This window comes from Bacillus sp. LNXM12-1 (genome assembly GCF_003004375.1).
Lineage (GTDB): Bacteria > Bacillota > Bacilli > Bacillales > Bacillaceae > Bacillus.
Genome location: NZ_PVWX01000002.1, coordinates 22,379 through 42,352 on the forward strand (window position 1 = coordinate 22,379; position 19,974 = coordinate 42,352).

Consider the following 19,974-nt stretch of genomic DNA (forward strand, 5'->3'; position numbering starts at 1 on the left):
GCTGTGCTTATTTTATACGAATAGAATCAATGGCGTCTTTGATATCATCATAGACTGGCATTTGCTTAAGACGCTGAAGGCGTTCCTCTAATTCTGAAATGGCTTGTCCTTTTAAATGCTGAGAGATGTGTTGTTTGACAATGGTCGTCTGGTTGATCATATCTTCGGTTTTAGACAATTGATACTCCAAGTGCACGCGAGTGTTTGCTAATTCGTCATGAAGCCGCATTTTGAGCAGCCGTTTTAGATCCTTTCGCTGTCCTTCTCTGCGTATGGCCTGAATTGCGGCCATTTCTTCGGGGGACTGCGTCTGTGTTTGCGGTGCCGATTGATTTTCAAATACAGACATGGAGCGGCGGGCACTCACATTTTGCAAGAAACGCTGGGCGTCACTAGGAGGTTTATTTTGATTGATCATGCGATGACTCCTTTCTTAATGAATACCCATTTGCATCGCAAGGCGTCTATCTGCCTTGGCGTAGTCATCACCCATTGTGTACATATGTCTTGAAAGGGTAGAAAGTTCTTGTTCGTAATCTCTCAGGGTGTACAAGGCATTCAGCTGTTTTTCGTGTGAATAAAAGGAGGAATGATGTTGTTCCATCCTCACTTCCTCTACTAGTGCTTCCACATCACTAGGACTTAGTAAATCATAGTGACCAAAGCCGACGAGTCCTTTGAGCTCCTGTTTTACATGCTGGACGGCGTCTTTTACACTTTCATCGATCCCATCGATTTTCTCAAATATAGTGTGTACTTCATGTTCAATCACGCTTTGGAGATCGTAGGATGAATTTTTCAGTAAATGGGATTTTATGATAATTTCAAGGCCGCTTTGTGCATATGCACGTCCAGAATGGATTTCTTGCAACAGCATGGCTGTAAAACTTGTATTATGATCAAGCTGTTCATCTAAAATACGGGCAGACCCATCTGTGTGGAATGAATACCCATTTACTTTGTAACTCCCAGAAATAAGAGCTAAAAAAGCATTTGTATCAAAGGATTCGTTCCATTCTATATTCATAGACGCAAAAGCTGATTTTAAAAAGGTGTCAATTTCTCTTTTCTTGTATTTAACGGGTTCTTGGATGGCGTCTTGCTGCCGTGGCGGTACAGTATACTTGACTTGACCAACCCCATGATCATGACGATTGAGTAAACCTACATAATGACTAGGTTGAATATATTCAGTCAATATCCGTGTGTATTGACCTTGCTGCGCTTTCTGCTGAATCGCAGGCGACAGACTGCTCCATATATTTGGGCTATCAAAGGTGACGGCTTTTTTGACAGCTGGCTGTTCTGTTGCAACATAAGCACAAACAGCACCGGCAAGGGCTTGTCCAGTGAGATAGATACCTGCATTTGGATGCTGCTGACAGACTTGCTCTATGTATTCCTTTCCTTTAAAAAAGACATGATCTTGATTGCCATCAAGGGACTTCCTTTCAATGGGATAGGCATAATCCGTTTTAAGCAATGACTGTGCCGCGGTGTGTACATCTTGTGGCGAGGTCACCGGCATTTGATTTGGCTGCGGACAGTGAAAAGCGACGATGAACTCGTCTGATTGTTCCGGCTGCATCGTTAAACCATATAATTGATGATCGACCTTGAGAAAATCATGGACAGTGAGCGTTTGCTGACCTATTTCTATCGTATGGTGCTGCTGGTAATTGTCTATGTTTCCAGCATGATCGGATATGATTTTATATTCTTTATCAGTTAATCTATCCTTTCGATTGACCATCGTACCTGCTCCCTCACATAACATTTATGCAGATATCATAAATCAAAAAATATGGAAAAACCACAGCGTTCTACCAATAAAAACCTTTTGACCTACAGTGTTTGTGACAATATTGAAAAAAAGCGGAGTTTAAGTAACTATTGGTCACAAATAAAATGATCTAAAAGAAGGGTTTTTTCTATAAAAAAGAATAGGATGAATGATTGAAAGAGGTTCTTTGTTTTGTACATTGCTCTTCATCGCCGTTTTTTTGTACAATAGATTCAATGAAGTGAGCAAGAGAGGTGAAGGCTGATGGCAGACAAAGCGTTTGGGTTACATGATGTCGTTGAAATGAAGAAACCCCATCCATGTGGTGTCAATCGGTGGAAAGTTATTCGATTGGGCATGGATATTCGCATTAAATGTGAAGGCTGCGGGCACAGCGTGATGATCCCAAGAAGAGACTTTGAACGAAAAATGAAGAAAATTCTCGTCAAGCATGAGGAGCCAACTGCTTAAGTAGGCCTCATGCTTTTTTGATGAAATTCGTCTTTTGTATAGAAGAAGCAGGTGTGAATTCGCGTTTTAAAGCACTGATTTATCCTTTTTGGCAATGTTTCTTCTATTGATAATGCATAACGGTTAGCTTGTCTTTTCATGTAAACCTACTTATAATTGCTCTAGGTTCATATTACGCAGTATAACGAGCACGTTTGATATAGAGGAGATGAAAGAATGGCTTTAACAGCTGGTATTGTTGGCTTACCTAACGTCGGGAAGTCAACGCTATTTAATGCAATTACACAGGCTGGAGCGGAGTCTGCTAACTATCCGTTTTGTACCATTGATCCAAACGTCGGAATTGTAGAAGTTCCAGACGAGCGTTTGCAAAAACTAACAGAATTGGTGCAGCCGAAAAAGACAGTTCCGACTGCTTTTGAATTCACTGATATTGCCGGTATTGTCAAAGGGGCTTCTAAAGGTGAAGGTTTAGGGAATAAATTCCTTTCTCACATTCGTCAAGTAGATGCGATCTGTCACGTGGTGAGAGCTTTTGCAGATGATAACATCACACACGTATCAGGTAAGGTTGACCCTGTGTCAGATATCGAAACCATTAATTTAGAATTAATTTTGGCTGATTTAGAAACAGTTGAAAAGCGTTTGGCTCGTGTGAGTAAGCTTGCAAAACAAAAGGATAAGGAAGCGGTAGCTGAATTTGATATTTTGTCGAAGCTAATGGACGCATTTGAAGCTGGGAAATCGGCAAGATCTGTAGAATTTACAGATGAGCAGCAGAAGCTTGTGAAACAGCTTCATTTACTCACATCTAAACCAGTTCTTTATGTAGCAAATGTGAGTGAGGATGAAGTAGCGGATCATGACGGTAACGAATATGTGCAGCAAATCCGTGAGTTTGCTTCTGGTGAAAATGCTGAAGTCATCGTCGTTTGTGCGAAGATCGAGTCTGAAATTGCAGAGCTTGAAGGAGAAGAGAAGCAGATGTTCCTTGAAGAGCTTGGCATCAAAGAGTCAGGTCTAGATCAGCTGATTCAAGCATCTTATTCACTTCTTGGTTTAGCTACTTATTTCACAGCAGGTGAGCAGGAAGTACGCGCTTGGACGTTTAAAAAAGGAATGAAGGCACCGGAATGTGCTGGAATCATTCATACGGACTTTGAACGTGGGTTTATTCGTGCTGAAACGGTTGCATATGAAGATTTACTTGCTGGTGGAAGCATGTCTGCTGCAAAAGAGGCTGGAAAAGTCCGTCTAGAAGGTAAAGAATATGTAGTGAAAGATGGAGACGTCATTCATTTCCGTTTTAATGTATAGGTTCTTGTCATAGGCCAAGTAATTTGTTATAATATACAATTGTGAGTAATATAATTTATTGCTCCTTGCCCGTTTAGGGCCGCTTAGACCAAAAGGAGGTGCAATCAGATGAGAAAGTACGAAGTTATGTACATCATCCGCCCAACAGTTGACGATGAGGCTAAAAAAGCAGTTATCGAGCGTTTCAATAACGTGTTAACTTCTAACGGTGCGGAGATCACTGGAACAAAGGATTGGGGTAAACGTCGTCTTGCATACGAAATCAACGATTTCCGTGAAGGCTTCTACCAAATCGTAAACGTTCAATCTGACGCTGCAGCAGTTCAAGAATTTGACCGCTTAGCTAAGATCAGTGACGATATCATTCGCCACATTGTTGTTAAAGAAGAAGTATAAATCATTGAAATATATATTTAAAGGTGGTCTTTCAATATGCTAAACCGTGTTGTATTGGTCGGAAGACTAACAAAAGACCCTGAGCTTCGCTACACGCCTAATGGTGCGGCTGTAGCCACGTTTACTCTAGCTGTGAATCGTACGTTTACGAATCAATCTGGAGAGCGTGAAGCCGATTTCATTAACTGTGTTACTTGGAGAAGACAAGCCGAGAACGTGGCTAATTTCTTGAAAAAAGGAAGTCTTGCCGGTGTAGACGGTCGTTTGCAGACAAGAAACTATGAAAATCAGCAAGGACAGCGTGTCTTCGTGACAGAGGTTCAAGCTGAAAGTGTTCAATTTCTTGAGCCTAAGAGCGGCGGTGCTGGTTCAGGTGGATACAGCGGCGGTGGCAATAGCGGAGGCCAGTATTATGGCGGTAGCCAAAACGATCAGAATCCATTCGGAAATGAACCAAATCAAAATCCATATGGCAATCAGAGCAACCAACAAAATCGTAATCAGGGAAATAGCTTCAATGATGACCCATTTGCGAATGATGGTAAACCGATTGACATCTCCGATGATGATTTGCCATTCTAATTGATCTGAAAAATTGACTAAAGGAAAGGTGTGAAAACAAATGGCAGGTGGACGCAGAGGCGGTCGTGCGAAACGTCGTAAGGTATGTTTCTTTACTTCTAACGGTATCACGCACATCGATTACAAAGATGTTGATCTTCTTAGAAAGTTTGTTTCTGAGCGTGGTAAAATTTTACCTCGTCGTGTAACAGGAACTAGCGCTAAGTATCAACGTAAATTGACATTAGCGATTAAAAAATCACGTCAAATGGCATTACTTCCATACGTTACTGGTGAGTAAGTCGTTGACTTAAAAGCGGAGAGCCTCGAGCTCTTCGCTTTTTTTATTTGTTTCACTAAGAATCTCATCCGAATTGGCTAGAGCTGTTTTTGGCGGGCATCCTAGGGGAAGTATGTAAAAGAGAGAGAAAGTGACAGTTTGTTCTATACAAATACGGGGTCAATCTGTCATATTGATAGTCTAGAAAATAATTGCAGTCAGGGCGTGGGAAGATGATTGAATTTAAGAAGGTATCGATGCAATTTTCTGATGAGCGCTATGCCGTTCAATCGGTTGATTTAGAGATTCAGAAAGGTGAATTTTTTGTATTTATTGGACCTAGTGGAAGCGGGAAAACGACGACATTGAAAATGATCAATCGTCTCATTTCTTCTACAGAAGGTGAGATTTACATAAAGGGTCAAAAAATAAATGATTATGATATGTATGAGCTGCGCTGGGAAATTGGGTATGTTCTGCAGCAAATTGCTCTTTTTCCTCATATGACCATTGAAGAAAATATCGCCGTGGTGCCAGAGCTCAAACAGTGGAGCCGAAATGAGACCAATAAGCGGGTGGATGAATTGATGCAGATGGTTGGGCTTGATCCTGCTATGTATCGACTTCGAAAGCCATCAGAGCTATCTGGTGGACAGCAGCAGCGTGTCGGTGTGGCACGTGCACTTGCAGCTGATCCTGAGATTGTCCTGATGGATGAACCCTTTAGTGCGTTAGATCCACTAACGAGGGAGAAATTGCAGGATGATCTGCTTGATTTGCAGCGCCGTATTCAAAAGACCATTGTCTTCGTGACGCATGATATGCAGGAAGCGATGAGGCTTGGTGATCGAATTTGTATCATGAAGGAAGGGGAAGTGGTGCAGATTGGTCGTCCAGAGGAATTGGTTCAACACCCAGTCAATGCTTTTGTTCGGGAGTTTGTTTCAGGGGCTGCTCGCCATGTGGGACATCAAGCGTTTGAGCTAGAGGCCATGGCTAGACCAATGGCTCATGAGTCTCTTTTAGGCTATGAAGTGATCACAGCACATGCCACGCTGGATAATGTCTTATCCCAATTGGCAAAGCATGAGGAATTGGCTGTAGAAAAGGACGGGGAGCGAATTGGACTAGTGAATCGTCAAGCGGTGATTCAGTTTTTAGCTGATTCTCCTAGAGAGAGGGGCGAGTCACATGAATGATTGGATCAGTGTGTTATTGGACCGAAAAGAACAATTGGGACACGCCTTACTTGAGCATATTCAAATTTCGTTTATTGCTTTATTTTTAGCCATTTTGATTGCCATTCCATTAGGTATCTATTTAACGAGGGTGCCAAAGCTTGCAGAGTGGGTGATTGGGGTGACGGCGGTTTTGCAAACAATTCCGTCGCTCGCGCTGCTTGGCTTGTTGATTCCTCTCGTTGGGATTGGACAAGTGCCTGCCATTATTGCGCTTGTCGTCTATGCCTTACTCCCTATTTTAAGAAATACATATACAGGCATTCAGGAGGTCGACCCTTCCCTGAGAGAAGCGGCGCTTGCCATGGGAATGAATCACCGCAAACGGTTATTAAAGGTGGAGCTGCCTTTGGCCATGCCAGTAATCATGGCAGGTATCAGAACCGGGATGGTTCTCATTGTGGGAACTGCCACTCTTGCCGCACTGATCGGAGCTGGGGGGTTAGGAAGTCTGATTTTGCTGGGAATTGATCGAAATGATATGTCGCTCATTGTCATTGGGGCTATACCAGCTGCCTTACTCGCACTCTTATTTGATGTGGTGCTGCGCACTTTTGAGAAAATCTCTTTTAAAAAGACTGTGATCTCTGTGACGGTTTTTGCTGTGATTGCAGGAGCAGTTGTCGCGGGCCCATTACTGTTTCAACAAGAAAAGAAAGAAATCACCATCGGTGGAAAGTTAGGATCAGAGCCTGAAATCCTGATCTCGATGTATAAGCTTTTAATTGAACAGGATACGGATATTCAAGTCAATCTTAAGCCTGGTCTTGGCAAGACGTCCTTTGTTTTTCAAGCTTTACGGTCTGGTGATATTGATATTTATCCTGAGTTTACCGGTACTGCGATTTCTGAGTTCCTCAAACAAACAGCGAAAAGCACAGATAAAGAAAAAGTGTATGAGCAAGCGCGGCGTGGTTTGGAATCATCCTTTCAGCTCCGCCTTCTTGAGCCGATGGCTTACAACAATACGTATGCTTTAGCCGTGCCTCAGTCGCTGGCTGATCAATATGATGTATCCAATATTTCAGATCTAGGCAAGATCAAGAATCGCATAAAGGCTGGATTCACCTTAGAATTTTCTGATCGACAGGATGGGTATCTAGGTATTCAAAAGACCTATCAATTTTCCTTTGACGATGTGGTGACGATGGAACCGAAGCTTCGGTATCGAGCGATTCAAAAAGGAGATATCAATTTAGTCGATGCGTATTCGACAGACAGTGAATTGAGGGAATACAAATTAAAGGTGCTTAATGATGATCAGCATGTTTTCCCGCCATATCAAGGAGCACCGCTGCTAAGACAGGAGACATTAACTGAGTTCCCTGAGATCAAGATCTCTCTCAATAAGCTTGGTGGTCAAATCACAGATGATGAGATGAGAGAAATGAATTATGAAGTAAATGTGAGAGGTAAGGATGCATTTCAGGTTGCGAAAGCCTATTTAAAAAAGAAAAAATTACTGCAATAATCAAGGAAGAGCAGGTCTGTTATGTAAAAAGCAGACCTGCTTTTTTAAAAGGGAAAACAAAAACCGTTGACATTTATTTAAAAACATCATATCCTTAATTCGAGATAAATATATTTTTTTGATTTAATATCTCGAATTCGAGATAATATAAAGACGTCAGTAAAGACATAATGAATAGAGGCTTGTACTTCATGATTAGGAGGTCATTAGAATTGAAGAAAACAGAAGGAATTCACCATATCACAGCAATTGTAGGGCATCCTCAGGAGAACGTTGATTTTTATGCAGGTATTTTAGGACTTCGTCTCGTGAAGAAGACCGTTAATTTTGATGATCCAGGTACGTACCATTTATATTTTGGAAATGAAGGAGGATCTCCGGGGACGATTATCACGTTTTTCCCTTGGCCAGGTGCTCAAAAGGGACAAATTGGCGCTGGCCAAGTGGGCGTGACGACATATGTTGTACCGCCAGGCGCTTTCTCTTTCTGGAAGGAACGTCTTGAGCAGTTTGATATTTCTTATGAAATGGTTGAACGCTTTGATGAAGCCTTTCTCTCATTTGAAGATCCACACGGCTTGTTGATTGAGCTAGTAGAACGTGCGGAGGGAAAACAAAATGATTGGACATTTAATGGCGTAACGCCAGATGTTGCAATAAAAGGGTTTGGGGGAGCTGTTTTATTAACATCACAGCCAGAGCAAACGATGCAGCTGCTAGAACAAACAATGGGTTTTGAACGAGTTGAAGCAGAAGAGGATTATGTAAGATTCCGTTCATTTGGTGAGATAGGCAATGTCATTGATGTGAACAAGACACCTGTTGCACGCGGACGTATGGGTGTTGGGGTTGTGCATCATATTGCATGGAGAGCGACAGATGATCAGGATCAATTAGATTGGCAAAGACATATTGCGCAAAGCGGGTATCAAGTGACACCTGTGCAAGATCGAAATTACTTCAATGCTATTTATTTTAGAGAGCTTGGCGGCATATTATTTGAAATTGCGACTGATCCTCCAGGGTTTGCACACGATGAATCAGTGGAAACAATGGGTGAAGCATTGAAACTGCCACCGCAATATGAGGCGCAGCGCAGTCAGATTGAACAAATTGTGCTGCCAATAGATGTGAGAGAGATTAAAGGGAAAGGAGATTCATGATGAAGCATCTTTTTCGAAAAGGAAAGAATGAACAAAGACCTGTTTTGTTATTACTGCATGGTACTGGCGGGACGGAAGAAGATTTATTGCCGCTTGCCGATTTAGTAGATGCTGACGCATCCGTTCTTAGTGTGAGAGGAAATGTGTTGGAAAACGGTATGCCGCGCTTTTTCAGGCGTTTGGCAGAGGGTGTATTTGATGAGCAGGATTTAATTGAGCGTACAGAGGAACTATATACATTTATCGGAGAAGCAGCAGATGAATATGGGTTCGATCGTCACAATGTGGTGGCTATCGGATATTCTAATGGGGCAAACATTGCTGGAAGTCTTTTATTCCATTACGAGGATGCGTTAAAAGGAGCTATCCTGCATCATCCAATGGTCCCAAGACGCGGGGTTTCATTGCCTTCATTAGCGGGGAAACAAGTCTTTATCGCAGCTGGTGAAAATGACCCAATGTGCCGTCCAGAAGAATCACAGGAGCTCGAGCAGTTGCTGCAAGGCGCAGGCGCTTCAGTTACGCTTCATTGGGAAAATCGCGGGCATCAGCTAACGAGAGAAGAAGTCGATGCTGCGGCATTATGGTATCGTCGTCAATTTTAATGAAGGTAGGGAATATAGATGGGATTTTTACAGAAGCTTTTTGGGCAAACCAAACAAAAGGAGATGGAACAAATGGAAAACGTAAAATTAGCGATTATTTATTATAGTTCAACAGGTACAAACTATCAGATGGCAAAATGGGCTGAAGCTGGAGCGAAAGAAGCTGGCGCAGAAGTGAAGGTATTAAAGGTTGCTGAATTGGCACCAGAAGCAGTTGTAGCATCAAATCCAGCATGGAAAGCACATTTAGACGAAACAAAGGATGTTCCAGAGGTTCAATTAAGTGATTTAGAGTGGGCAGATGCTATCATCTTTAGCATGCCAACACGTTTTGGTAACCTACCGGCTCAAATGAAGCAATTCTTAGACACAACTGGCGGCTTATGGTTCCAAGGGAAATTAGCAAACAAAGCAGTGAGTGCGATGACCTCTGCACAAAACCCAAATGGCGGGCAGGAACAGACCATTCTTAGCCTTTACACAACGATGTTCCACTGGGGAGCGATTATTGCCGCTCCTGGATACACAGATGACTCGTTATACGGTGCAGGGGGCAACCCTTATGGCGTGAGTGTCACTGTTGACCAAAACGGAAAGATCCAAGAGGATGCAGAAGCTGCTGCAAAACATCAAGCAAAACGTACAGTCAATGTAGCAGAATGGATCAAAAAGGGTCAAAACGCTTAATCGATGAATACAAAAAGAATGCAGCCTAGGCGCTGCATTCTTTTTTATTTAATAAGGATCTGATGGTGTGCTGTTGTTAATCGCTTCGTCCACGGCTTGTGCGGCGCCTGTAGAGCCTATAGGTCCGCTTGGCTGTTCTTGTTTGAAGGCTTTTAAGCCATCAGCGACACGCTTTCCGTAATCAGGGTCAGCCTTTGTAAAGTTTTCGATCATTTGCTCTTGAATGTCTTTTTGACAGGTCGCAAGGGTGTTGACTAAGTTCTTAATCAGTTCCTCACGTTCCCAATCATTGAAGCGGCGATACGTTTCTCCGGCTTGGCCAAAGTTGTTCGGGCGGTCAATGGCTTCTCGTTTGACGTCACCCTCTACAAAAGGCGTATGATCTTTTCCATCCTGCTTGGCTTCTTTTAATCCGCCGAGGATCGATGGTTCATAATTCACATGAGGGTTTTGCTCTTTGCCTTGATCGACATGGTATTCCATTTGCCCATCTCTTTGATTCGTGGCCACATGCTTTTTCGGTGCATTGATCGGCAGCTGTAAATAGTTTGGCCCCACACGATATCGCTGCGTGTCAGAATAGGAGAAGGTGCGCCCTTGAAGCAACTTATCATCTGAGAAATCCAAACCGTCTACGAGAACGCCAGTCCCAAAGGCGACCTGCTCGACTTCTGCGAAATAATTTTCTGGATTTTTGTTTAACACCATTCGTCCAATCGGTTTCCATGGATAGTCATTCTTGTACCAAAGCTTTGTCGGATCAAGCGGGTCAAAGTCAAGGTGAGGATGGACATCATCTTCCATGATCTGTGCATATACCTCCCATTCAGGATGATCTCCTTGCTCAATGGCTTCATACAAATCCTGTGTGGCATGATTAAAGTTTTCTCCTTGAATCGCTTGAGCTTGTTCTTGCGTCAGGTTGCGAATGCCTTGCTTCGGTTCAAAGTGATATTTGACCAGCACTGCTTTTCCTTCATGGTTCACCCATTTGTAGGCATGGACACCTGAGCCTTGCATGTGCCGATAGGTTGCTGGGATGCCCCATGGTGAAAAGAGAAATGTCACCATATGCGTCGCTTCAGGTGATTGCGAGACGAAGTCAAAAATACGCTCGCCGTCTTGACGGTTGGTGACAGGATCAGGCTTAAAGGCATGAACCAAATCAGGGAATTTCAAAGCATCTCGGATAAAGAAAATTTTGAGGTTGTTCCCCACGAGATCCCAGTTGCCTTCTTCTGTATAAAATTTAATCGCAAATCCTCTAGGGTCACGCAATGTTTCTGGTGAATGACCGCCGTGAATCACAGAAGAAAAACGAACGAAAACAGGTGTCTTTTTTCCTTTTTCCTGAAATAATTTTGCCCTTGTATAAGTGGAAATGGGTTCGTCACCGAATGTGCCATAGGCTTCAAAATAACCGTGAGCTCCGGCCCCGCGCGCATGGACGACACGTTCAGGAATGCGTTCACGATCAAAATGACTAATTTTCTCTAGGAAATCGTAGTTTTCAAGCGTAGTTGGTCCTCTATTCCCAACGGTTCTCATATTTTGATTGTCTGTTACGGGATGACCTTGCCGATTGGTTAAAGTGTCTTCTGACTCTGAAGATGGCTTAGGGTGTTGATTTTCTTTCAATTCGAATCCCTCCTTCAATATCTCCCTAACAATATGGTCATCATGCTCCCTATTTCATACAAGGATTGATATAATGATTGAAAACTTTCACGAGGAGCGAACCTGATGATTCGATTACACTGCCTTCACGCCCATCCGTCCAATCAGTCATATATAGAAGATGTTTTTGGCGATACCGATATTGCGCTTTATCACACGGTCGATTCATCATTTATAGAACGCGCTACACAAGATCCCACTTTTGATCAACACAAGCAGCAAGCCTATGTCATCAACAAACTGATGCAAGAAGATGAAGCCGATCTCATTCTGCTCACGTGTACACAATACATTGCCGTTTTGGGTAATCAGCAGCATCTTTTTAAACAACCGATTGTTCCGATCGATGAACCGTTGTTTGAGCTGATTTGTCAGGGAAAAGGGCCTCTTCAACTTGTGTTTTCAAACCCGGATACAGTGGAAGGGACGATGAAGCGGCTTAAATCATATGCAAAAGAGCACGGCAAACAGATTGATGCAGAAGTTATGGTGATGGAGGATGTCTTTCACCTTTGCCTAAATGGTGATATGCAGGCTTATGAGGAGCAAATCAAAAAGCAACTTAGAAGATGTATGAAAAAAAGCGGAGATATTTGCGTGATGCAGCTATCGATGGTTCATGCGGCACAGCAGATGGAAGAGGAGACAGGCGTTCCGATCATTCATCCGCTTTCTCCACTTAAACAGTTTGTCCATCAAACAATATCTGCTTTGAAAGAGTGAACCTGTCTGGTTCGCTCTTTTTGTATAGAAACGGAAATGGGATGACATGTTAAAAAAATAACCGAGCGCAAACTATTTTCAAAAGGCGCGCGTCTATCCATTGTAAGAAATAACCGATGCGCATTTAAGATAAAGGAGCTCTTTGTAAAATGAAGAAACGAAAGATTGAGGATCAATTTGCTGATTACGTAATGGAGCATAAACACAGTTTTTATCGATTGTCCTATAGTTATGTCAAAAACCCAGAGGATGCGATGGATGTCGTTCAAGAGGCGATTCATAAAGCACTCAAATCTGTTCACCGATTAGAGGATGCGACTAAGATGCATAGCTGGTTTTATAAAATCGTGGTGAACGCTGCCCTAGACTTTTTACGAAAAAAGAAGCGGGTGCAAGTGACAGATGATGACACACTCGAATTCTTGTCAAAGGGTGAGTCAGATGTGTATGAGGATCAAGATGTTAGACGAGCCCTAGAGGATTTGCCTGAGATGTACCGGGTTATCATCATTTTGAGATTCTTTGAAGATTTAAAATTAGAGGACATCGCCCATATTCTCGAAGAAAACGAAAACACCATCAAAACAAGATTATATAAGGCGTTGCGGCTTTTAAAAGTAGAATTATCGCAGGAGGAAATATAAATGGATAAGCATTTGGAAAAGTTAAAAGAGGAATATTTAGAAATCCCTATTCCACCGGAATATGATGCTATGGTTGAACGGACATTGAAACGAAAAAACAAAAAACCTCATTTTCAGCAATGGACCATCGGACTTGTTGCTGCGGCTGCTCTATTTGTCACGACTGTTAATGTCAGTCCACAGGCGGCAAGAGCCATTTCAGAGGTGCCTGTCATTGGCGAGCTGGTGAAAGTCGTGACATTCACAGAATTTAAAAAGAGTGATCAAGGAACGAATATTGACCTTAAAACACCACACGTTTCAGGGCTTGGGGACGGAAAATTACAAGACAGCCTGAATCAAAAATATTTAGCTGAAAACAAAAAGCTGTATCAAGATTTTGAAAAGGAAACAAAGGGTTATAAAAATGGTCATTTAAGTGTAGAGAGCGGATATGAAGTGAGAACGAACAATGACCAAATTCTCTCGTTAGGTCGATACAAGGTGACGACTCAAGCTTCTGCGGCAGAGGAAATGACATATGATACGGTGGATAAGAAAAATCATGTACTGATTACATTACCAAGCTTGTTTAAAGATGATCGGTATATAGATGTCATTAGTGAAAATATTAAAGATCAAATGAAGAAACAGATGAAAGAGGATTCAAATAAGATTTACTGGATTGGCAAGCAAGATATGGCGGATCCATTTAAGAAAATTAAGCCGGATCAAAGCTTCTATATCAATTCAAAAGGCAAACTGGTGATTTCCTTTAATGAATATGATGTGGCACCTGGTTACATGGGTGTAGTTGAATTCACGATTCCAACAAGTGTGCTAAAGGATATTCGTGTCAGCGATATGTACATTCATTAAAAGAAGAAAAAAGACTGCTGAACATGTCAGCAGTCTTGTTGTGTTGATTAAGAAAGTGCGTCTGTTAGTGCAGGTACCACTTGTTTCTTTCTTGATACAACACCTTTTAGTAAAGCGGTGTTGTTTTCAAGTGTGACATTAAATGCTTTTTCTACTTTCTCAGCTTCGGTACCGAGTGCAAGAGCAAGGGAGTCATTTTCTAGGATGTCTGTGATCACAAGAACGAATAGATCAAGACCCTTCGCTGCGATGACTTCATTGATTTTCGCTTCAATGTCAGCCTGTCTTGCTGTTACTTCCGCGATATCTACTGTATTAACTTGCGCAATTTCCACTTTGCTATTGCCTAGTGCGAATTCTTTTGCATCAATTGTAATTAATTCTTGAACCGTTTTTTGGCTTAGGTCAGCGCCAGCTTTCAGCATGTCTAGGCCGTAAACTTCTGGATCTACCCCTGCAATTTTAGCTAGCTCATGCGCAGCATCAATGTCTTGCTGTGTGCATGTTGGGGATTTGAATAGCAAGGAATCAGAAATGATTGCAGATAAAAGCAAACCAGCGATTTCTTTTTCAATCTTCACTTGGTTCTCTTTGTACATTTTGTTTAAGATTGTTGCTGTACAGCCAACAGGCTCAGCGCGATAGTATAGAGGTTCACTTGTTTCAAAGTTGGCAATACGGTGATGGTCAATGACCTCAGTCACTTGTACTTGATCAATATCGCTTACACTTTGTTGGAATTCGTTATGATCGACAAGAATGACTTGCTTTGTTTCGTTTGCAGCTGTTTCAATGAAACGAGGTGCTTCTTGTTTAAAGAAATCTAATGCGTATTGTGTTTCTCCATTGATTTCTCCAAGTCTGACCGCTTCTGCCTGAACGCCGATTTTGTTTTTCAGATCAGCGTAAGCGATAGCAGAGCAAATCGTGTCTGTGTCAGGGTTTTTGTGTCCGAATACGAGTGTTTTTCCCATGTGAATTCTCCTTCTTACATTTATTGATGATGTTTCTATTCTAACAGCTTTTGACCTTGAATTCAGGGTTTATAGCTAAGAATAATCTAAAAAATTGTAACATGCTGATTGAAAAGTTGCATGTACGAATCTATATTGGTGTTCCACGTGAAACGCTCCTAAGATAGCCTGCATTTTACTTGCGATTTGCCGCTATGGTAAAATAAAGGTTGGGGTAAGACATGGTGTAGCTTACATCGTACGTATACATAGAAGGACACATTGAGCAAGATATAGAAAAAGGATTGGATAGAGGTGAAGGTGTGAAACAAACAAAAGCGTTAGTAGAGGGCGCTATCATGATCAGTATTTTTTCTGTCATGATGCTGTTTTATATGTATGTGCCGCTATTATCCATTATTTTCTTTCTAGCTGCTCCGATACCGATTATCCTCTATACAATCAGGCACGGCTTGAAAAAAGGAATTGCTGCTGGCGCTATTGGGATAGTGATCAGCTTTTTAATTGGGTCTCTTGCTGGACTCATGAGTGCGCCAATTCTGATTGCTGCCGGATTAGGCATGGGTGTTTTCTACAGCAGAAGGCAGCCTGGGAATGCCATCATTACAGGTGCGCTGATCTATTTATTCAGTTTTCTTATCTCCTTTATTGTCAGTGTTCAGCTTTTTCAAGTCGATATCATGGGTATCGCGAAAGAGTCGGTTGAACAAATGATTCCGATGTTAGAGAGTGTCTTAAAGCAATCCGGCGCTTCTGAGCAGAACATTGCGAAGCAGCTGAAGCAGTTCAGAGAGATGCAGGATGCTGCATTGAGTGCTTTGCCTGTAGCGCTGTTAATTGGTGTCACATTGCTGGCGTTCGTGAATCACTGGTTCGTGCAGCCTCTGATCAAACGGTTTGTCAAAGACATGCCGGTCTTGAAGAAATTTAAGGATATGCGGCTGCCAAAAAGCATGGTATGGTATTATTTACTCACACTGCTTTTGATGCTGATTCGGACGGAAAAAGGCAGCTTTTTATGGCTTGTTCAAACGAGTGCTTTTCAAATTTTATTTATACTGGTGCTTATTCAGGGATTTTCTTTTATCTTCTATTATTGCCACGAAAAAAGCATCTCAAAAGCGGTGCCCATTTTCGCTATCGTGTTAGGGGTTCTCTATCCGCCAGTCGGTGTGATTGTGCGTATTATAGGGATTGCTGACATAGGCTTTGATTTAAGAGAGAAAGTAAAAAACAAATAATTCACTCTGAATGTTGAGGAGTTGATATCAGTGCCAAGCTTCTATAGAAAACCTGTCATCAAGTATCCGATCATCGCTTTGATTGTCCTTGCGGTGGTCACAGTCCTCCTCAACCTTTATTATAATTGGATCATAGGAGCGGTTGGTCTTTTCGTTCTTGCAGGTGTGCTCTACTTCTTAAAGTGGGCAGATACGCAAGTGCAAAAAGAGATTGATTCATATATTTCAACATTATCCTATCGAGTCAAAAAGGTTGGAGAAGAAGCATTAATGGAAATGCCAATTGGTATTATGCTGTTTAATGACCAGTATTATATCGAATGGACAAATCCATTTCTCGCTTCGTGCTTTCATGAAAGCACGCTTGTCGGCAGATCTTTGTATGATACATTCGAGTCCGTTGTGCCTCTTATTAAACAAGAGGTCGAGACAGAAAATGTGACGCTGAATGACCGGAAATTCAAAGTCATTATTAAACGGTCAGAGCGCCTTTTATATTTCTTTGATGTCACGGAACAAGTGCAGATTGAAAGACAGTACGAAAATGAACGAACGGTGTTATCTTATATCTTTTTAGACAATTACGATGATGTCACGCAAGGTCTTGATGATCAGGTGCGCAGCACCATTAATAGTGAAGTGACGTCGCTGTTAAACAATTGGGCACAAGAATATGGCATTTTCCTGAAGCGAATTTCGTCTGAACGATTTATGGCGGTTCTAAATGAGAGCATTTTAGCAGAGCTGGAAGCGTCGAAGTTCTCCATTTTAGACGAGGTCCGTGAGAAAACAGGGGCGCATAGTGCGACGCTTACTCTGAGTATCGGGATTGGAGCGTCCGTTCCTTCTTTAAAAGAGCTTGGGGCACTTGCGCAGTCGAGTCTTGATCTTGCCCTCGGACGAGGCGGGGATCAGGTCGCCATTAAGCAGCCAAATGGAAAAGTGAAATTCTACGGCGGGAAAACGAATCCAATGGAGAAACGGACACGTGTACGCGCACGAGTCATTTCTCATGCTTTAAAAGAAATTGTATCTGAAAGCGGAAATGTCATGATCATGGGGCATAAGTTCCCAGACATGGACTCGATCGGTGCATCAATTGGAATTTTAAAGGTCGCCCAGGCCAATGGGAAAGAAGGCTATATTGTCATTGATGCCAACCAGATTGGTGACAGTGTTCAACGCTTGATTAGTGAGATTAAGAATTATGAAGATCTTTGGTCACGTTTTATCACCCCAGAGGAAGCCATGGAGCTTGCAGAGGATGATACATTGCTTGTGGTCGTGGATACACATAAACCGTCTCTCGTCATGGAAGAACGACTGCTCAATAAGATTGAAAATGTCGTGGTCATTGACCATCATAGACGCGGCGAAGAGTTTATCCGTGATCCATTACTTGTCTATATGGAGCCGTATGCTTCATCCACAGCAGAGCTTGTGACAGAGCTTTTAGAGTATCAGCCGAAGAAATTGCGTATTAACATGATTGAAGCTACTGCGCTTCTCGCAGGGATCATCGTGGATACGAAGAGTTTCTCGCTGAGAACGGGATCAAGAACGTTTGATGCAGCATCCTATCTTCGTGCGAAGGGGGCAGATCCTGTCCTTGTGCAAAAATTCCTAAAAGAGACAGTTGATCATTACATCAAACGGGCAAAACTCATTCAACATACAGATTTGTATCAAAATCAGGTGGCGATTGCTTCATTGCCGTCAGACAGCTCGGAGTATTATGATCAAATTACGATTGCCCAGACGGCTGATTCTCTGTTGTCAATGAGTGAGGTAGAAGCGTCATTTGCTGTCGCTAGACGAGATGACAACACGGTGTGCATTAGTGCGAGATCATTAGGAGATATCAACGTCCAAATTATCATGGAAGCGTTAGATGGCGGCGGTCATTTGACTAACGCTGCCACCCAAATGTATGGTATAACCATTGAAGAAGCGGTAGAGCAGTTAAAAGCTGCCATTGATGAATATTTCGAAGGAGGGGTTCAAAGATGAAAGTCATCTTTCTAAAAGACGTAAAAGGCAAAGGGAAAAAAGGCGAAGTCAAGAATGTAGCTGACGGATACGCTCACAACTTTCTCATCAAACAAGGGTTAGCGGTTGAAGCAAATCCAACGAACCTAAGCGCATTGGAAGGGCAGAAAAACAAAGAGAAAAAGAATGCCATCCAAGAGCTTGAACAAGCGAAGCAACTAAAAGAGACACTTGAGGCGTTAACAGTGGAGCTCACTGCAAAATCAGGTGAAGGCGGTCGTCTGTTTGGATCGATTACAAGCAAACAAATCGCTGATAAATTACAAAAAGATCATCAAATCAAACTCGATAAGCGCAAAATCGAGCTGAATGACGCCATCCGTGCATTAGGTTACACAAATGTACCGGTGAAGCTTCATCCAGAGGTACAAGCAACGTTAAAGGTTCATGTGACAGAACAAGCATAAAGCAGAAAAGAACCCGTCTCACGAGGAGGCGGGTTCTTTTTTTATGATGGATCTGAAATATAGACGCTTCGTCCGGCTCGCATACCGGATAAAAACATGAAAAATAGGATGATGATAAAGATGATAATGGATGGCGTCCATGTATGTGTGAGATCAAAAAGGATACCGATCATGAACGGACCAACGGCGGCTAATAAATAACCGAGAGACTGCGCCATTCCGGAAAGGGCAGCGGCTTGCTCCATATTGGTCGTTCGTAACCCGATAAATGTGAGCGCCAGACTGATGCTGGCACCTTGTCCAATACCGATCAATAAAACAGAGATCACGAGAATAGGCGACGATCCTCCGAGAAGAAGTCCGATCATGCCGAGTAAATACACAAGGACAAGTCCGAAGACAAGCGGTCTTTGTGTTTTTAATTTTTCTGCAAAAACAGGCGTTAAAAAGGTGGATGGCAGTCCAGCAAACTGCATAATGGACAGCATCCAGCCGGCTGTCGACAGGTTCATTCCATGTGATGTTAAAATATCGGGAAACCAGGCGATGCTGCTATAGAAAAGGAATGACTGCAACCCCATAAAAAAGGTCACCTGCCATGCGACACGTGAACGCCATATTGGCTGCTCTGTGAGCGAAATGCTTTTGACGGCCGCTGTGTTCTGATGAAGAAGCTGTGGCGCCCAGACCATCATCGCGAGAAGAGCAAGGCCAGCCCATACGAGGAATGATGTATTCCAGCCGCCAGGCATCGTATGACTGAGTGGAACACTGACACCTGATGCAAGTGCCGCAAAGACGGACATCGAGGTCGTATACACGCTCGTCATCAATCCAGCATGTGCAGGAAATTTATGCTTCACGAGCCCCGGTAAGAGCACATTACATATTGCAATCCCGACACCGACAAGCGCGGTTCCCATCATTAAGAAGATGATCGTGCCAAACGAGCGAATCACAATCCCAAATAAAAGGACAGCAAGCCCAAGCCAAAGGGTTCGTTCATTGCCAAGACGTTTTCCGATTTTAGGTGCAATTGGAGAAAGCAATGCGAATGAGAGCAGTGGTAATGTTGTGAGAAAACCCGCAAGTCCATTTGAAAGCTGTAAATCGGAACGAATGGCGCCGATGAGAGGCCCCACGGACGTAATGGCAGGCCGCAGATTAAATGCAATGAGTAAAATCCCAGCAATCAGCAGGATGGTTTGTCCTTTACTGCGAGGATGTAATGTTGATTGTTCTAGATGTTGTTCCATGAATGTAAACTCCTTTATTTCTTTAAGAAGAACGATCTTTCTTCTGTTCAAGTTCTGCTAGTTTAGCGATTAAGATATGCTGCGGCATGTGCATGATTTGTTCAATGGGTACATTGAGTGATGCCGCAAGTTTTTGTGCTGTATCGGCTGAGATTTGTAAAGGTCTCATGAGC

The 19,974-nt window shown here is 42.6% G+C and carries 22 protein-coding genes; 16 read left to right on the forward strand and 6 right to left on the reverse strand.

Annotated elements, in window-relative coordinates:
• Positions 1 to 7: 7 nt before the first annotated feature.
• Together C6Y07_RS07620 and C6Y07_RS07625 are read right to left on the reverse strand one after the other, a co-directional pair.
• Positions 8 to 418: a hypothetical protein gene (locus tag C6Y07_RS07620; RefSeq protein ID WP_060597704.1), complete on the reverse strand. Its 411-nt coding sequence runs from the start codon at positions 416 to 418 to the stop codon at positions 8 to 10.
• A 15-nt stretch (positions 419 to 433) separates the two neighbouring features.
• A complete protein-coding gene (locus C6Y07_RS07625; protein ID WP_066031463.1) occupies positions 434 to 1,753 on the reverse strand; it encodes a hydrolase in 1,320 nt (439 codons plus the stop codon).
• 294 nt (positions 1,754 to 2,047) lie between these two features.
• On the opposite strand from C6Y07_RS07625, the gene C6Y07_RS07630 reads away from it, so the two are divergent.
• From C6Y07_RS07630 to wrbA, 10 genes are all read left to right on the forward strand, one after another.
• On the forward strand, positions 2,048 to 2,254 hold the full coding sequence (locus C6Y07_RS07630; protein ID WP_012011910.1) for a DUF951 domain-containing protein: 207 nt from the start codon (positions 2,048 to 2,050) through the stop codon (positions 2,252 to 2,254).
• A 216-nt stretch (positions 2,255 to 2,470) separates the two neighbouring features.
• A complete protein-coding gene (gene ychF / locus C6Y07_RS07635) occupies positions 2,471 to 3,571 on the forward strand; it encodes a redox-regulated ATPase YchF (protein ID WP_034660650.1) in 1,101 nt (366 codons plus the stop codon).
• Positions 3,572 to 3,679: 108 nt separating this feature from the next.
• Positions 3,680 to 3,967: a 30S ribosomal protein S6 gene (gene rpsF, locus C6Y07_RS07640; protein WP_003215073.1), complete on the forward strand. Its 288-nt coding sequence runs from the start codon at positions 3,680 to 3,682 to the stop codon at positions 3,965 to 3,967.
• A gap of 36 nt (positions 3,968 to 4,003) precedes the next feature.
• A complete protein-coding gene (gene ssbA, locus C6Y07_RS07645; RefSeq protein WP_034660649.1) occupies positions 4,004 to 4,549 on the forward strand; it encodes a single-stranded DNA-binding protein SsbA in 546 nt (181 codons plus the stop codon).
• A 40-nt stretch (positions 4,550 to 4,589) separates the two neighbouring features.
• Complete coding sequence (rpsR, locus tag C6Y07_RS07650; RefSeq protein ID WP_008347556.1) at positions 4,590 to 4,829, forward strand: 30S ribosomal protein S18; 240 nt, start codon at positions 4,590 to 4,592, stop codon at positions 4,827 to 4,829.
• 212 nt (positions 4,830 to 5,041) lie between these two features.
• Positions 5,042 to 6,007, forward strand: a complete 966-nt coding sequence (locus C6Y07_RS07655; RefSeq protein ID WP_106073038.1) for an ABC transporter ATP-binding protein — start codon at positions 5,042 to 5,044, stop codon at positions 6,005 to 6,007.
• On the forward strand, positions 6,000 to 7,517 hold the full coding sequence (locus tag C6Y07_RS07660) for an ABC transporter permease/substrate-binding protein (protein ID WP_106156499.1): 1,518 nt from the start codon (positions 6,000 to 6,002) through the stop codon (positions 7,515 to 7,517). The genes C6Y07_RS07655 and C6Y07_RS07660 overlap by 8 nt, the downstream gene beginning before the upstream one ends.
• Positions 7,518 to 7,708: 191 nt before the next feature.
• On the forward strand, positions 7,709 to 8,680 hold the full coding sequence (locus C6Y07_RS07665; protein ID WP_060597700.1) for a ring-cleaving dioxygenase: 972 nt from the start codon (positions 7,709 to 7,711) through the stop codon (positions 8,678 to 8,680).
• Positions 8,677 to 9,285: an alpha/beta hydrolase gene (locus tag C6Y07_RS07670; RefSeq protein WP_060597699.1), complete on the forward strand. Its 609-nt coding sequence runs from the start codon at positions 8,677 to 8,679 to the stop codon at positions 9,283 to 9,285. Before C6Y07_RS07665 ends, C6Y07_RS07670 begins: the two co-directional genes overlap by 4 nt.
• Before the next feature lie 18 nt (positions 9,286 to 9,303).
• Positions 9,304 to 9,972, forward strand: coding sequence for an NAD(P)H:quinone oxidoreductase (gene wrbA / locus C6Y07_RS07675; RefSeq protein WP_034620302.1), 669 nt, complete (start codon positions 9,304 to 9,306; stop codon positions 9,970 to 9,972).
• Between the two features lie 48 nt (positions 9,973 to 10,020).
• Here the strand turns inward: wrbA and katX are convergent, their stop codons facing one another.
• Positions 10,021 to 11,631 (reverse strand): catalase KatX, encoded by a 1,611-nt coding sequence (katX, locus tag C6Y07_RS07680; protein ID WP_411266062.1) that lies wholly within the window; start codon positions 11,629 to 11,631, stop codon positions 10,021 to 10,023.
• An 84-nt stretch (positions 11,632 to 11,715) separates the two neighbouring features.
• On the opposite strand from katX, the gene C6Y07_RS07685 reads away from it, so the two are divergent.
• The 3 genes from C6Y07_RS07685 to rsiV all read left to right on the forward strand — a co-directional run bounded on the left by C6Y07_RS07685 (position 11,716) and on the right by rsiV (position 13,874).
• The gene (locus C6Y07_RS07685; protein ID WP_106156503.1) at positions 11,716 to 12,372 is read left to right on the forward strand and encodes a hypothetical protein; all 657 of its coding nucleotides are present in this window, start codon (positions 11,716 to 11,718) and stop codon (positions 12,370 to 12,372) included.
• A 149-nt stretch (positions 12,373 to 12,521) separates the two neighbouring features.
• On the forward strand, positions 12,522 to 13,016 hold the full coding sequence (sigV, locus tag C6Y07_RS07690) for an RNA polymerase sigma factor SigV (RefSeq protein WP_034660642.1): 495 nt from the start codon (positions 12,522 to 12,524) through the stop codon (positions 13,014 to 13,016).
• Positions 13,017 to 13,874 carry an anti-sigma-V factor RsiV gene (rsiV, locus tag C6Y07_RS07695; protein ID WP_106156505.1) on the forward strand — a complete coding sequence of 286 codons (858 nt, stop codon included), beginning with the start codon at positions 13,017 to 13,019 and terminating at the stop codon, positions 13,872 to 13,874. It abuts the gene before it with no gap.
• Positions 13,875 to 13,921: 47 nt separating this feature from the next.
• On the opposite strand, the gene C6Y07_RS07700 is transcribed toward rsiV, so the two are convergent.
• Positions 13,922 to 14,848 (reverse strand): manganese-dependent inorganic pyrophosphatase, encoded by a 927-nt coding sequence (locus tag C6Y07_RS07700; protein ID WP_106156507.1) that lies wholly within the window; start codon positions 14,846 to 14,848, stop codon positions 13,922 to 13,924.
• A 302-nt stretch (positions 14,849 to 15,150) separates the two neighbouring features.
• Here C6Y07_RS07700 and C6Y07_RS07705 point away from each other — a divergent pair, with 302 nt between their 5' ends.
• The 3 genes from C6Y07_RS07705 to rplI are packed head-to-tail and all read left to right on the forward strand — an operon-like array spanning position 15,151 to position 18,545.
• Entirely contained in the window at positions 15,151 to 16,089 is a 939-nt protein-coding gene (locus C6Y07_RS07705; RefSeq protein WP_142395337.1) for a YybS family protein, read from the forward strand.
• A 30-nt stretch (positions 16,090 to 16,119) separates the two neighbouring features.
• A complete protein-coding gene (locus C6Y07_RS07710) occupies positions 16,120 to 18,099 on the forward strand; it encodes a DHH family phosphoesterase (protein ID WP_060597693.1) in 1,980 nt (659 codons plus the stop codon).
• Positions 18,096 to 18,545: a 50S ribosomal protein L9 gene (gene rplI / locus C6Y07_RS07715; RefSeq protein WP_034323903.1), complete on the forward strand. Its 450-nt coding sequence runs from the start codon at positions 18,096 to 18,098 to the stop codon at positions 18,543 to 18,545. The genes C6Y07_RS07710 and rplI overlap by 4 nt, the downstream gene beginning before the upstream one ends.
• Positions 18,546 to 18,586: 41 nt before the next feature.
• On the opposite strand, the gene C6Y07_RS07720 is transcribed toward rplI, so the two are convergent.
• Both C6Y07_RS07720 and C6Y07_RS07725 read right to left on the reverse strand, forming a co-directional pair.
• Positions 18,587 to 19,801 carry a CynX/NimT family MFS transporter gene (locus tag C6Y07_RS07720; RefSeq protein ID WP_060597692.1) on the reverse strand — a complete coding sequence of 405 codons (1,215 nt, stop codon included), beginning with the start codon at positions 19,799 to 19,801 and terminating at the stop codon, positions 18,587 to 18,589.
• A gap of 22 nt (positions 19,802 to 19,823) precedes the next feature.
• On the reverse strand, positions 19,824 to 19,970 hold the full coding sequence (locus C6Y07_RS07725) for a YycC family protein (protein WP_003214589.1): 147 nt from the start codon (positions 19,968 to 19,970) through the stop codon (positions 19,824 to 19,826).
• Positions 19,971 to 19,974: the final 4 nt, after the last annotated feature.